Annotated in this window: 16 protein-coding genes; 5 read left to right on the forward strand and 11 right to left on the reverse strand. The window is 67.1% G+C overall.

All coding sequences use genetic code 11. The features are described 5' to 3' along the window. Positions 1-101 precede the first annotated feature (101 nt). Both MEBOL_RS39030 and MEBOL_RS39035 read right to left on the reverse strand, forming a co-directional pair. Entirely contained in the window at positions 102-1991 is a 1890-nt protein-coding gene (locus tag MEBOL_RS39030; RefSeq protein ID WP_342747711.1) for a M4 family metallopeptidase, read from the reverse strand. A gap of 413 nt (positions 1992-2404) precedes the next feature. Next, positions 2405-3544 (reverse strand): hypothetical protein, encoded by a 1140-nt coding sequence (locus MEBOL_RS39035; RefSeq protein ID WP_245919256.1) that lies wholly within the window; start codon positions 3542-3544, stop codon positions 2405-2407. A gap of 56 nt (positions 3545-3600) precedes the next feature. On the opposite strand from MEBOL_RS39035, the gene corA reads away from it, so the two are divergent. Continuing rightward, entirely contained in the window at positions 3601-4545 is a 945-nt protein-coding gene (gene corA, locus MEBOL_RS39040; RefSeq protein ID WP_095982172.1) for a magnesium/cobalt transporter CorA, read from the forward strand. Positions 4546-4562: 17 nt separating this feature from the next. After that, positions 4563-5348, forward strand: a complete 786-nt coding sequence (locus tag MEBOL_RS39045) for an alpha/beta fold hydrolase (RefSeq protein WP_425437589.1) — start codon at positions 4563-4565, stop codon at positions 5346-5348. An 18-nt stretch (positions 5349-5366) separates the two neighbouring features. On the opposite strand, the gene MEBOL_RS39050 is transcribed toward MEBOL_RS39045, so the two are convergent. The 6 genes from MEBOL_RS39050 to MEBOL_RS39075 form a co-directional block, all read right to left on the reverse strand. Beyond that, positions 5367-5741: a hypothetical protein gene (locus MEBOL_RS39050; RefSeq protein ID WP_095982173.1), complete on the reverse strand. Its 375-nt coding sequence runs from the start codon at positions 5739-5741 to the stop codon at positions 5367-5369. A gap of 46 nt (positions 5742-5787) precedes the next feature. Further along, positions 5788-6804: a dipeptidase gene (locus MEBOL_RS39055; RefSeq protein WP_095982174.1), complete on the reverse strand. Its 1017-nt coding sequence runs from the start codon at positions 6802-6804 to the stop codon at positions 5788-5790. Positions 6805-6900: 96 nt separating this feature from the next. Beyond that, the gene (locus tag MEBOL_RS39060; protein ID WP_095982175.1) at positions 6901-7491 is read right to left on the reverse strand and encodes an SPFH domain-containing protein; all 591 of its coding nucleotides are present in this window, start codon (positions 7489-7491) and stop codon (positions 6901-6903) included. A gap of 211 nt (positions 7492-7702) precedes the next feature. Further along, positions 7703-8266 carry a hypothetical protein gene (locus MEBOL_RS39065; protein ID WP_095982176.1) on the reverse strand — a complete coding sequence of 188 codons (564 nt, stop codon included), beginning with the start codon at positions 8264-8266 and terminating at the stop codon, positions 7703-7705. Between the two features lie 11 nt (positions 8267-8277). Further along, complete coding sequence (locus tag MEBOL_RS39070; protein WP_095982177.1) at positions 8278-8802, reverse strand: hypothetical protein; 525 nt, start codon at positions 8800-8802, stop codon at positions 8278-8280. Positions 8803-8815: 13 nt separating this feature from the next. Beyond that, a complete protein-coding gene (locus tag MEBOL_RS39075) occupies positions 8816-9202 on the reverse strand; it encodes a hypothetical protein (protein WP_095982178.1) in 387 nt (128 codons plus the stop codon). Between the two features lie 113 nt (positions 9203-9315). Here MEBOL_RS39075 and thiS point away from each other — a divergent pair, with 113 nt between their 5' ends. Genes thiS through MEBOL_RS39090 form a run of 3 tightly spaced genes read left to right on the forward strand, consistent with a single transcriptional unit; the run spans position 9316 to position 10913 of the window. Then, positions 9316-9516 (forward strand): sulfur carrier protein ThiS, encoded by a 201-nt coding sequence (gene thiS, locus MEBOL_RS39080; RefSeq protein ID WP_095982179.1) that lies wholly within the window; start codon positions 9316-9318, stop codon positions 9514-9516. Between the two features lie 12 nt (positions 9517-9528). Then, a complete protein-coding gene (locus MEBOL_RS39085; RefSeq protein ID WP_095982180.1) occupies positions 9529-10311 on the forward strand; it encodes a thiazole synthase in 783 nt (260 codons plus the stop codon). Beyond that, positions 10311-10913: a thiamine phosphate synthase gene (locus tag MEBOL_RS39090; protein WP_095982181.1), complete on the forward strand. Its 603-nt coding sequence runs from the start codon at positions 10311-10313 to the stop codon at positions 10911-10913. The genes MEBOL_RS39085 and MEBOL_RS39090 overlap by 1 nt, the downstream gene beginning before the upstream one ends. 8 nt (positions 10914-10921) lie before the next feature. Here MEBOL_RS39090 and MEBOL_RS42435 read toward each other — a convergent pair whose 3' ends face one another. From MEBOL_RS42435 to MEBOL_RS39105, 3 genes are read right to left on the reverse strand one after another with little or no spacing between them, the layout of a single operon-like run. Next, positions 10922-11509, reverse strand: coding sequence for a hypothetical protein (locus MEBOL_RS42435; protein WP_218920857.1), 588 nt, complete (start codon positions 11507-11509; stop codon positions 10922-10924). Positions 11510-11564: 55 nt separating this feature from the next. Further along, positions 11565-12584, reverse strand: a complete 1020-nt coding sequence (locus tag MEBOL_RS41695) for a glycine zipper family protein (protein ID WP_157823939.1) — start codon at positions 12582-12584, stop codon at positions 11565-11567. A 33-nt stretch (positions 12585-12617) separates the two neighbouring features. Beyond that, positions 12618-13340 carry a YebC/PmpR family DNA-binding transcriptional regulator gene (locus MEBOL_RS39105; protein ID WP_095982183.1) on the reverse strand — a complete coding sequence of 241 codons (723 nt, stop codon included), beginning with the start codon at positions 13338-13340 and terminating at the stop codon, positions 12618-12620. Positions 13341-13363: the final 23 nt, after the last annotated feature.

Genomic DNA, 13363 nt, shown 5'->3' on the forward strand with positions numbered 1-13363 from the left:
ACACCCCCTTCGTGAACGAAAAGGCCCCGCACGAACGAAACCCCCGGGAGGCCCAAGCCTCCCAGGGGTTCGTCTTCAACCCAGTGCCTGCGAGCGGGTGGCTAGTACTTGCCGACCAGCGTCAGGCCCGAGAAGGTGCTGTAGGCGCGGATCATCACGTAGACGCGGGTGGCCGACGTCTTGGCCGCGATGGAGCAGCTCTCCTCGTTGCCGGACTTGTAGGGGCGGCAGTCGTAGGTGGAGGTGGTCGGCGCCGAGCCCGCCCTCACGTACAGGTCCGCGTCACCCGAGCCACCGGTGATGGTGAAGGTGGAGGCCTTGGAGGCCGGCACGTCCAGGTAGTAGCTCAGCGAGGAGCCCGAGGACGCGCTCAGGTTGGTCTGGACGAGCTGACCGGTCGGAGGCGTGACGGGAGCGCCGACGCCCACCGCGACCAGGGAGGCCGTCACCGAGGCCACTTCCGCCGAGCCCGCGCCGTAGAGCGCCGTGGCGGCCTGCTCCAGGTACGTCTTGGCCTGGGTGTAGTTGGTGGAGGCGGTGAAGTACTCCGAGTTGGCCTTGTAGTAGATGGCGCCGGCCTTCTGCACGCCAATGCCCGTCACGGCCGTGGTCGACTTGCCGCGCGGGTGCGTGCCACCACGCGAGAGCAGCGTGAAGGCCAGGTTGGCGATGCCCGAGCTGTAGTGCACGTCCTTGCTGCCCGCGCTGCTGGTCCAGTAGTCCAGCGACACGCCGTCCTTCGCCGGGTCGTACATGTAGCGGAGCGCGTCACCCGGGGTGGCCGGCGTCCAGATGTCGTCGCCCACCATGAACACCGCGTTGGTGGTGGCCCAGGTGCCCGAGGCGTAGCTCTCGCAGTAGGCGCCGAAGATGTCGCTCATCGCCTCGTTGAGGCCACCGGACTCGCCCGAGTACGTCAGGTTGGACTCGTTCTCGGTCACCGCGTGGGTGAGCTCGTGCGTGGTCACGTCCGCCGACAGGCCCAGCATGCCCGAGTCCGTGCCGTTGCCGTCGCCGTACACCATCTGGCTGCCGTTCCAGAAGGCGTTCACGTAGTTGCTGCTGTAGTGCACCGTGCTCTTGAGCTGCGCGCCCCTGTTGTCGAGCGAGTCACGGTTGAAGTTGTTCTTGTAGCAGTTGTAGGTGCCACCCAGCGCGTCGTAGTTGCCGTCGACGTGCGCGTCACCCGTGGCCGCTCCGCCCTCGGAGCGCTTGAGCGTACCGGGCAGGCTCGTCCGGTTGCTGGCCGTGTACACGGCGCGGTTGATGGCGGTGTGAATCTTGGAGTGACGGGTGACGATGGCGCCGTCCTGGGCGCTCACGTACACGAGCTCGCGGATGGGCATCTCGTCACGGGCCTCGCCGACGACGGTGGCCTCGTAGGCCAGCTTGAGCAGACCATCCACGGGCGAGCGCACGTACACCAGGCGCATGCCCTCCAGCTCGATGTGACGGCCCGCGGTGCTGTCCAGGGCGGCGACCTTGGCGGCCTCCTCCGAGATGCGCGCCTTGGCGGAGACAATCTCCCCGTCACGCGCCGTGCCGTTGGCGGCGATGATGGTGTTGTCCGCGCCGATGTGGACGATGAGCTCCTCGTTCACCACGGGCAGGCCATTCTTCGTCTGGCCGTAGCGCACGTGGGTGACGCCCTGCTCGTCCGTGCGCGAGCGCTTGGCGATGAGGTCCGCGGCGTTGACGCGGAACACCGAGGCGATTCCGGGCAGCGCCTGGCTCAGGCGGCCGCTGGAGTTGGCGGCCAGGCCCTGCACCGCGCCGCTGGCCACGCCCAGCTTGCCGGTGATCATGTAGGGGGTACCGTCCAGCTCCGCGCCGGCAACCTGCGCGGCGGGCAGCGCCGCGAGAGCGGCGTGGATGTCACCGAGAGAATCGACCTTCTGCTCGTTCTCGGGCAGCTGGGTGTTGTCGACCTCGCAAGCGGCGAGGGGAAGGGCGAGCAACGCGGCGGCGAGGAAACGGGGGGTGCGAACCAAGGGGGGACTCCTCCTGGACAACGGCGAGGTGCCGTCGAACGGGAAAGTCATTGAGCAGGAAGCGGGCCAAGCGCCAAAGCATGGAAATGACGGCCTTGCGGGCCCTTCGCGCCCAAGCAGTGGAGCGTGGATGTCACGTGTCTCCGGGCGAAGGATGTAAAACCCCTTTACGCCCCATGGGAAAAAGCCCGTGATTCACGGGACTTGACACTCCGCGGCATGGATTGTCCTTTTCTCGGACAGGCCTGTCCTGGTTCAGGACACCCGCCACTCTCGACGGAATGGGGCGGACAGCGCGCCCTTCCGGAGCAAGGTCCAATTACTTTGCACCAAAAGCTTTATAGCCGCAATGCGAATTTTCGCCGAAGCCATCCGAGGGCCCCCTCGCCGCGACGCGGCCGGGGGAGCACCCATCAAAGGATGTCGAGTCCGGCCAACAGCGACTGGAGGGTTTCCAAGGTGGAGCGCAGCTCGGGAACGGAGAGCTGGGCGAGCTGGGTCTTGCGTGCCTTGCGCAGGAAGGTGTCGAGCCGGGGGTCGCGCCCGTAGAGGGACTGGGCGCTGGCGGCCGCCTCGGCCACCGTCCTCGCCGCCGCCGGGGAATCCGTGCCCAACAGGCCCAGGGCCCGCTCCAACCGCACACCACAGCCCGCCCACACCTCGCGGTCATGGGTGATGAGCACCTGACGCTGGTTCACTCCGGACAGCGAGCGCACGAAGGTGTCCAGTTGCTCCACCACGGACAGCAGATCCGCCCGCGCGAGCGGCTCCTGGATGGCGAGCTTGCCCACCCGGACCCGCAGCTCGATGATCCGCCGCTTGTCCTGCGCGCGCAGGTGGCGGTAGGCCACGGTGCGGCCGAACGCATCCAGCTCCGTCTGCAACTGCTGGGCGTTCCACTGGACGTCCTCGGGCTCGGCCTCGCGCACCCGTGCCAGCCGCGCCGCGACGATGCGCGACAGGTCCGCCACGATGGCGCGCACCATCACCGCCGCCTGCACCTCCGCCTCGTACCCGGGCACCACCTGCTGCCGCGTCACCGGCCCGAAGGCACTCGCGGACTCGAAGACGAGGTTGCCAATCTGCTCGCGGAAGCGCTCGCGCAGCCGCTGGATCTCCGCCAGGAGCGTCCACCGATCCGACACGACGGAGGGGTTGCGCATCGCCTCGCCCAGCTGGGTGACGCCCTGGGCGAGCTGCTGCATCCACCCCTGGAGCAGCTCGGAGGCATCCTTGGCCCGCCGCGCCTCCACGGTGGCCACCAGGGGCACCTCCGCTCCCCCCGCCGCCACCGCGCGCGCCGCGAAGTGCTCGCGCACGACGTTGAGCAGCACGTTCACGTCCATCACCGTGTCGCGGATGACGGGCGCCATCTCCTCCCACAACGACAGATCCGGACTGTCCTCCACGGAGGCCGTCTCGTACTTGAGGAGATCCAGATCGCTCAGCCGCAGGATGGCCTGGCTGGCGGAGTCGTACACGGCGCGCAGACGCTCCGCGAAGGCTCGGTCGGACAGGGATTGCAGGAGCTCTTCGAGCTTGGGGGAGAGCACGGCGCACTCCACTCTACCTCGACTTCCTCGGGGGTGCGATCTAAGCAGGCGCGCACATGCTCCAGGTTTTGCTCTTGAACGATGGTCTCGTCCTCTCGGGCGGCGAGGAACTACTCGATCGGCCCGGCCGCAAGTGGATCGACATCCTCCAGCCCACCGAAGAAGTGATGAAGCGGCTCGGAGAGCGCTACGGCCTGCACCGTCTGGCCATCGAGGACTGCCTCCACCTGGACCAGCGGCCCAAGCTCGAGGAGTACCCGAACCACCAGTTCATCGTGCTCCAGGGCTTCTCCGCGAACCCTCAGAACGTGTGCGAGCTGACGTTGCACGAGCACCACTTCTTCCTCGGTCCGGACTGGCTCATCAGCGTCCATGAGTTGCCCTTTCCAGGAATGGAGGCCGTCCACCAGCGCGCGCGGGCCGAGCCCGAGGCGAGCCTGGGCCGGGGCGTGGACGTGCTGCTGTACCTGCTGGCGGACGCGCTGGTGGACGGCAACTTCCCCATCCTCGACCGCTTCAACGACGAGCTGGAGGACCTGGAGTCCTCCATCTTCGAGAACGCCCAGCCCGAGCACCTGCAGCGCATCTTCGCGCTCAAGCGCGCCCTGGTGATGGTGCGCCGGGTGCTCTCGCCCCAGCGGGACGTGCTGGGCCTGCTGTCCCGGCGGGGCATCCCCAACGTGAGCGAGCGCACCGCGCCGTACTTCCGCGACGTGTACGATCACCTGGTGCGGCTGTACGAGCAGATCGACTCCGGACGGGATCTGCTGGGCAACGTGATGGACGGCTACCTGTCCATGATGGCCAACCGCACCAATGACATCACCAAGCAGCTCACCATCTTCTCCACCATCTTCCTGCCCCTGTCGTTCATCACGGGCTTTTTCGGACAGAACTTCGACTTCCTGTCCCGCCATACCTTCTTCTGGCTGATGATGGTGTCGGTGGTGGCCCTGCCCGTGGGGCTGATGTTCTGGTTCAAGCGCAAGCGGTGGATCTAACGCCCCCTGGAGGCACCATGCTGCACACCCTCACCCTCAATGGCGTTCCCCTGCCCTACCGCGACGAGGGCCACGGACCGCCCGTGCTGCTCTTCCACGCCTTCCCGCTGCATGGAGAGGCCTTCATGAAGCAGGTGAAGGCCCTGTCGGACCGCTACCGCTTCATCCTCCCGGATGTCCGGGGGCTCGGGCGGGGCGCGCCCCCCAGTGGACCCACCGAGATGGCGCTCATCGCCCGCGACGCGCTCGCGCTGCTGGACGCGCTGAACGTGGAGTCGGTGGTGGTGGGCGGCGTGTCCATGGGGGGCTACGCCAGCATGGCGCTCCTGCGCGAGGATCCGGGCCGGGTGCGGGGCCTGGTGCTCGTGGACACCCAGGCCACCGCGGATGACGAGGCGGGACGGGCCCGGCGCGAGGCCTCCGCCCAGGAGGCGCTGCGCGAGGGACCCGAGGCGTTCGTGCGCACGATGCTGCCCCGGCTGGTGGCGGCGGGTCCCGAGTCGGACGTGGGCCAAGAGGTGGCGGCGTTGATCCGGGCCGCGTCGCCCGAGGGCCTCGCGGCGGCCCAGCGCGGCATGGCGCTGCGCCCCGACAGCAAGGACATCCTCGCGCGCTACGCCGGCCCCGCCCTCATCGTGGTGGGCGAGAAGGACGCCATCACCCCGGTGGACAAGGCCCGGCAGATGGCGGACCTCATCTCCGGCGCCCGGCTGGAAATCATCCCGGACGCGGCACACCTGCCCAATCAGGAACAGCCCGACGCCTTCAACGCCGTGCTGGACCGGTTCCTCTCCGGGCTGTGACGGGACGCCTCCCCGGACTCACGGCGCGCAGGTGACGAGGGTGTTGCTCATGGTGCACGCGCCACACGTCTTGACCTGCACCAGCATGCCCATGCGGCACTCGAGCACGCCCTTGCCATCCGCCGTGCACAGGCCCCGGCCCTCGGCGCTCGCCGCGCAGGCATCGCCGCTGGCGTTGCCCCGCATGTCACAGCTCACCGAGCCCGAGGACTCCTCGCATCCCGAGGCCCCCCGGCACGGCACCGCGCGCCAGACCGAGTCCCGGCATTCGAGGGCCTCCTTGTCGGAGGAACAGGTATAGGAAGAGCCCTTGCAGGCCTCGCCCGCGTTGACGCCACAGGCGGACATCAGGAGGGAGCCGAGCAACGAGAACAGGACGCGGGAGCGGGTCATCACGGCGCGCGACGATTCCAGGCGCCGCGAGCCCGGTCAACCCGCGTCAATCGCCCAAGGTCTCTCTGAAGAACCTGCGGAAGTTTCCCCCGAGCACCCGCTCCACCCGCGCCTCCGGGTGGCGGCGCAGCAGCGCCTCGGTGAGCTTGGGCAGATCCGTCACGTCCTGGAAGCCCCTGGGCAGGGCGACCATGCCGTCATAGTCCGAGCCAATGCCCACCGCCTCCTCCCCCATCACCCCCAGGGCATGCTCGATATGGCGCACGACGTCGTCGATGGCGTCTCCGCCCAGGTACACGGGCGCGAGGATGATGCCCGCCACCCCACCCCGCTCGGCGATGCGGCGCAGCACCTCGTCCGTCAGGTTGCGCCAACCGCCCCCTTCCGCCCGGACTCCCGTATGCGAGGAGAAGTAGCGGGCCGTGGGGTGCGCGAGGATGTCCTCCAGCGTGCGCTCGGAGGCATGCGCCAGGTCCACGCTCATGCCCACGCGGGTCATCTCCTCGAGCACGGACCGGCCCAGGGGAGACAAGGGCCGGTTGCCCATCATCGGGAAGGACGAGCCCCCCGCCTCGTTGTTGGACAGGTGCGTGAGTCCCATGAACCGCACGCCCCGGGCGTGCAGCTCCGCCACGCGCTCCACCCGGCCCTCGATGGCATGCGCGCCCTCGACCCCGAGCACCGCGGACAGCCGGCCCTCGGCGAGGTTCTCCTCCAGCGCCCGCCCCGAGGACGTGATGCGCACCCGCCCCTCGGAGCGGCGGCAGAACTCCTCCAACCGGTCGATCTGCCACAGGGCACGGGTCCACTCGTTGGCACGGGCCTCCGGGGGCCAGCCCCGCATCGTGGCGAAGGCCTCGAAGCCGTCGACGACGGGAAACCCCCGGGTGACCAGGGTGAAGCACTGCAACTTCATCCCCGCCTCGAACAGCCGGGGAAAGTCCACGTGCCCCTCGTCGGAGCGCGCGCACAGGTCCCGGTTCCACATCAGGGAGTCCGCATGCGAATCCGCGATGCACCAGCGCCGATGGAGTTCGAGCACGTCCCGGGAGGTCGGAGGCATGGCCGCAGTGTCCGCCGTCCCGGGTCCCCGCTCAAGAAACACCACGGCCCCCGCCCGGAGGCGGAGGCCGTGTCACCCTTCATCGCGTGAGGGGTGTTACTTCACCATGTCGTTGTGCTGGGCGCTCGTCTTGGTCACCTCGACGCTGCGGAGCATCCGCACACCATTCTGGTCCAGCTGGTACGAGGCACGCACCTCGTCACCGGCCTTCAGGCTCGACAGGGACATGGCCTGCTTGTCATGCATCACCTGCACCTGCGGATCCGCCTTGAAGCTCATCACGCGGTTGTCCTGGTTGGGGATGATGAGCGTGATGTCACTGCTGGAGGCGGACTTGATGGTGCCCTTCACCTCCTCCGTCTTGGCGGCCACCATGCCGCTGCCGCCCGTGGCCTCGCGCTGCTCGTCGATGCGCTTGTTCTCCGCCTCGGCCAGGTCACGCTGCTCGTCGATCAGATCCTGACGGGCCTCGTTCACGTCCTCCTGACCCTCCTGGCGCGCCTCGGCCACTTCCTGCGAGGTGTCCTGGCGGGCCTCGGCCACGTCCTGGTTCATCTGCTGCTGTTCCTGCGCCACGTCGCGCTGCGCCTCGGCCACACTCTCCCGCTGGCGCTCCACGTTGCTCTTGCAACCCGCCGCCAGACCCAGACTCGCGACCGCCATCGCCGCCACCATGAGCTTACGCATTGTGTTGCTCCTCTCGGTTGAGTTCGACATCCAGAGTTGAGCGCGGGGCCAGTCCCCGCGTGTGGCAGGAAACTGTGAGCCGGGCACCTGGATGAACAGACTTGCGAGATGAAGCGGACGTGCGCAGGGGTGCTTCCGCCCTGGAGCGCTCGCCTGGCTGCCTGCTCGAAAAGCCCCTCGGGGCCCTCGGAAGACACGGCTGGGACGGTGACTACCTGCCGCTGTCGGGAGCGCCCCCATCAGGAGTTCCGCTGTCCGGCGTGCCGCCGTCGACCGGGTTCGCGACGTCGTCGCAGAAGGGCGCGCCACCCCGGGCCCAACGGTCGAGGATCGCCCGTTGTTCCTCGGTGGGCTGGACGTCGTAGTACGAGGGCGGCATGGAAGGCAGCTCGAAGGCGCGCGCCTGGATGCGCGAGGCCCTGTCCTTGGCCCCGGCTACCGCGCCCACGGTCTCGTACCGGTCGAGCCGGAAGTCCGTCTTGCCGCTGCCATCCGTCACCTCGCCATGGCACGAGTCCACACAGCTCGCGGCGAGAATGGGCTGGACGTCCTTGCACCAGGTGGGCACGGGCCCGTCCTCGGTGGGAGTGACCCCGGGCGGCTGGAGCAGTTCGCAGGTGCGTCCCTCGCCCGGACGGGCCGCGACACAGCTATGCGAGGAAGGACAGTCCGCCGCGGCGGCGCAGGACTTGCCCGTGAAATCGGGCGCGTCGATGGTGCAGCCCGTGGTCAGGGCGGCGCACAGGCCCAGGAGACTCGAGAGGACGCGATTCATGGAGGGAATCCTCACGGCGTGCCGCCGTCGTCGGAGCACTCCGGTGTCCCGGCGGCGATCCAACGGAGGACGAGGCTTTGTTCCGCCGCCGAGAAGTACGGGGGCGCGGGAGGCATGCTCCGCTGGTCCACGCCCCGGAACTTGATGCGATCGGCCTTGTCCTTGGCTCCGGCCACCGCGCCGACGGTTTCATACCGGTCGAGCCGGAAGTCCGTCTTGCCGCTGCCCGTCGTCACCTCGCCATGGCACGAGGACACGCAGTTCTTGGCCATCAGGGGCTGGATGTCATCGCACCAGGTGGGCGCGGGCCCGGCGTCGGGGGTGCCCGCGTCGGAGTTGCCCGCGGAGGTGTCCGGCGGGGGGTAGATCAGCTCGCAGACGCCCGCCTCCGCGGAGACCGTGACACAGCGGTGGGTCGACGGACAGTCGGTGTTGACCGCGCAGGGGCTGGCCGTCCCGCCAGTCTCGGCGACGAGGCACCCGGCCCCGCCCAGGACGGCGGAGACGAGCACCCAGGGTTTCAGAGCGACGCGCATGGTGGGGGGAGTCTCAGAAGTGGAAGGTGAGGCTGGCCTTCTCGGCCGCCGGTTCGGGCAACAGCTCCAGCACGATCCCATAGAGGAGCGTCGCCCCGGCCACGCCATAGAGCACGTTCGCGGTGGCGGCGTTGGCGCGGGCCCGGTCGAACGCCACGCTGGACGCGCTCGCCGAGGACAGGCTCCGGGCGCGCGTCGACTCCTCCCGCGCGAGGAGCCCGAATCCCGCCCCTCCGAGGAACAACAACCCCCCCGCGACGAAGGCATAGCGGTGGCCATACAGGCCGGAGGGAGCCCGCGCCGGGGCATCCGTGGTGGCGGAGGGCTCGGCGGCGGCGGCCGGCAGCCCCAGCGAGAGCACCAGGGAGGCGGCCAGGAGCCTGCTTCGGAAGGGAGACATGGCGCGCGAGTATAGCCAAGGCGGGACGAAAGGAAGGGGCCCGGCTGCGCGTTGACAGCCGAGGACCGCGCCTGTAGGTCGGGACGCCCAAGCAACCAGGAGCACACCGAGCCGTGACGATCTGGGTCAACGGACAAGCCCGCGAGGTCCCCGAGGGGATGACCCTGGCGGCGCTGCTCGCCTCATTGGAGGTGGGTGGCCCGGGGGTGGCGGTGGAAGTGAACGCGGAGGTGGTGCGCCGGGCGCGCCACGCCGAGCACGCGCTGTCGCCTCAGGACCGCGTGGAGATCGTCACCTTCGTCGGTGGCGGGTAAGGAACCAAGGCCATGAGCATTCAGGACAAGCCCCTCGTCATCGCGGGGGTCACCTTCCAGTCGCGCCTCATCGTGGGCACCGGCAAGTACCCGAGCCACGAGGTGATGAAGCAGTGCCACGAGGCCTCGGGCTCGGAGATGGTGACGGTGGCGGTGCGCCGGTTGGACCTCGCCGCCAAGGGCGAGGCGTCGTTGATGAACTGGATCGACCGCTCGCGCATGCGGCTGCTGCCCAACACGGCGCTCTGCTACACGGCGGAGGACGCCATCCGCACGTGCCGGCTCGCCGAGGAGCTGGGCATGAGCAAGTGGGTGAAGCTCGAGGTGCTCGGCGACGAGAAGACGCTCTACCCGGACGTGGAGGAGACCGTGAAGGCGGCGCGCGTCCTGGTGAAGGAGGGCTTCACGGTGCTGCCCTATACGTCGGATGACCCCATCACCGCGCGCAAGCTGGAGGACGCGGGGTGCGCGGCGGTGATGCCGCTGGGGGCACCCATCGGCTCGGGACTGGGCATCCGCAACCCGCACAACATTCGCCTCATCCGCGAGGTGGTGAAGGTGCCGGTCATCGTGGACGCGGGCGTGGGCTCGGCGTCGGACGCGGCCATCGCCATGGAGCTGGGCGTGGACGCGGTGCTGATGAACACGGCCATCGCGGGCGCGAAGGATCCGGTGCGCATGGCGCGGGCGATGAAGCTCGCCGTGGAGGCGGGACGCGAGTCCTTCCTGGCCGGCCGGATTCCGCGCAAGGCGTACGCCTCGGCATCGAGCCCCCTCGAGGGGCTGGTCGAGTAGTGATTCCGCGACTGGTGGTCATCACCGACTGGCGCCTGCCCCGGGAGCGGCTGTTGACCGCGCTGGAGCGGGCGCTGGAGGTGGGACCCGAGGTCGCGGTGCAGCACCGTCACCCCGAGGCCCCGGTGCGCCAGTTCCTGGAGGAGGCCCGGGTGCTCGCCGGGCTGTGCCGGGCCCGGGGCAACTCCCTGTTCATCAATGGCCGGCTGGACGTGGCGCTGCTCGTGGGAGCGCACCTGCACCTGCCCGCGGGGGGCCTGACGCCCGGGGACGTACGGCCGCACCTGCCCGAGGGACGGCTCGTGAGCGTGGCCGTGCACGACGAAGCGGAGGCTCGGGCGGCCTGGGGCGCGGACCTGGCGCTGGTGAGCCCGGTTTTTTCACCGGGCTCCAAGCCAGGAGACACCCGGCCCACGCTCGGTCCCGAGGGATTCCAGAAGCTGGCGGCACTCCTGCCCTGCCCCGCCCTGGCGCTCGGAGGGATTACGCCCGAGAGCGCGTCCCGGCTTCACGGAGCCAGGGGTTTCGCGGTCATTTCGGCGGTGCTGGAGGCGGAAGACCCCGCTGCTGCGGCGAGAACCTTGAGCCACATCCAAGGATGAACCACTGATCAGAAGAGCAATGACTTCCACTCCAATGGGACATCCCACCGCTGGAGGTAGTCCGCCCGATCTTCAGCGCTGAGTCGTTGCCAGAATGGATCCCAGGCATGGCGCATCCAATATTCGCCATTGCCCTGCCGCCACCCTGATGTGACGGGGCTGTATCCAGGAAACGCCCGCCAGGGAGGCGGCACCTCTCCGATCTGATTGAGCCTTTTCGTTTCAGCGAGAAAGACCTCGTTCAATCCTATCAACGAAACATGGAGCACAAACTCACTCCAGGACTTGGATAGAACAAGTAATCGAGCTTCGGTTCCACTCCCATGTTCATCGCAGTGCGGAATCCGTTCAACGGACGTGTCTTTACGAAAAAACCCAAACAACCCTATATCCCCACGAGAGGAAAGAAATCTCGTGGCCGGAACCGAACAAACACAACACACCGAAGGAAATGACAACAAATGGCGCGTACGCCATTTCTCCAGCCCAGACAGGTCGAGGAAGAAATCGACCTGTCTCAACGTAGGATAACCCAAATAGGCGAGACTATCGCTCGCATTGAGAGAAACATCCACGGGATGGGCGGCCTTCTTCATCCCGAAAACACGCCGAATCGTTCTTCGCGGATACATGGCTTTCGTGGCTGATTCGTTAGTTTTCATCAATAAAATCAGCCAACCAATCCGCACCCAGATAGCCCGCTGTTCCGAAAATCAAAGCTCCCCCGACGCCGAAGAGGATGGCACCAGGGCCTGTCTCAATGCCGACCAAGGTCCCCGCTCCGAAGCCAATTTTCGAACCAGCGACCGCGGCAGCCCAGCCACCGACTTGCCGGACTCCTTCAGCCGTGATTGGTTTGATAGACTTCCGGTCGATAGACTTCGCGGTGGCCTTGCTCACATCGTACACCGTGAAGGCCATTCCGACGACCTGAACGGCACGCGCACTGCGTGTCAGCAACATCGCGTTCGAGGACTTGACCGCCGAAGCAGGTACGGCGCCCTCTATCAGAACCTCGCCTTCGATAGCTCTGATGACATCCTTCAGCTTATCGACTCGTGGCTTGAGACTGGGATCGTTCTTCACCAATTGATCAAGGTCAGCACAAATCGCCTCCGTGGAGTGGATCTTCGCCCCTGCCGCTTGCGCCTTGTTGACATCGATATAGACAGGACGTCCCTTGATGTTGGGTGCACCACCAGGCCGTGTGCTCGCCGAAAGATACCTGCTTTGATTTTGGCCTAACGCATGCTGACCCAGCGAGTATGGAGCCAACGGATTGGGTGGCTTCATTCCGAATATCTCTGGATGAGACAACATATACTGCGCTTGGCTTGCTCCAGGAAACTCCAACACCTTTCGAACAACTTTCGCCGAAGGCAAAACCTCGTCCGCCAAGACAAAGAAGAACGCACGCCAGGGATTACCATCGATGAAATCATTCCCAGGGATTTGTCGGCTTGAACTGCCTTGGCCTACGGTCTCAATCGCTGGAACGATGACCTTGTCGCCGAGCATCAACCATCCGTGACGGGGATGCCCAGCGGGGAAACGATTCATGATGTGGGTGTTGCGCTGTTGCAGTGAATCCAGCGGGACTCGGTAATGCTGGGCAATGAGCCACAAGGAACTCAAGCCATCTCTGTCATTGACCGTATGTGGATTGGGCATGGCTCCCCCCATCAAGGATTCACTGCTTCGCTCTCACGCCAGGGCGTGGAACACCTTCTGCACGTCTTCGTCCTGCTCGAGCGCGTCCACGACCTCGAGGACTTCCTGGGCCTTGTCCTCGGGCAGTTCCACCGGGTTGAGCGCGATGTACTCGGACTCCGAGGACAACACCGCCAATCCCCGCTCCTCCAGCACGTGCTGCATCCGGCCGAAGTCGTTGAAGGCACAGCGGATGATGAGTTGCTTCTCGCCCTTCTCTCCCGTCCCCTCGCCCATCTCCTCCAGCCCGTGGTCGATGAGGTCCAGTTCCAGCGCCTCTTGATCGATCCCCTCGGGGTTCAGGCGGAACACGCCCATGTGCTTGAACAGGAAGCCCACGCTGCCCGTGTTCCCCATGTTCCCGCCGCCGTCCTTGAAGTGCATGCGGACGTTGGCCACGGTGCGCACCACGTTGTCCGTGGCCGTCTCCACCATGATGGGGATGCCGTGGGGGCCGTAGCCCTCGTAGATCACCACGTCGTAGCTCTTGGTGTCCTGGCCGCTCGCGCGCTTGATGGCCGCCTCGACCTTGTCCTTCGGCATGTTGCCGGCGCGCGCGTTCTGCAACGCCCGGCGCAGGGCCGGGTTGCTGTCCGGGCTGGTTCCGCCGGCCTTCACCGCGATGGCGATGTCCTTGCTGATCCGCGTGAACAGCTTCGCCATCTTGTTCCAGCGGGCGAACATCGTCGTCTTGCGAGTCTCGAAAATGCGTCCCATGGCGGCGAAGAATGCCGCGCCCT

Source organism: Melittangium boletus DSM 14713 (assembly GCF_002305855.1).
GTDB classification, from domain to species: Bacteria; Myxococcota; Myxococcia; order Myxococcales; family Myxococcaceae; genus Cystobacter; species Cystobacter boletus.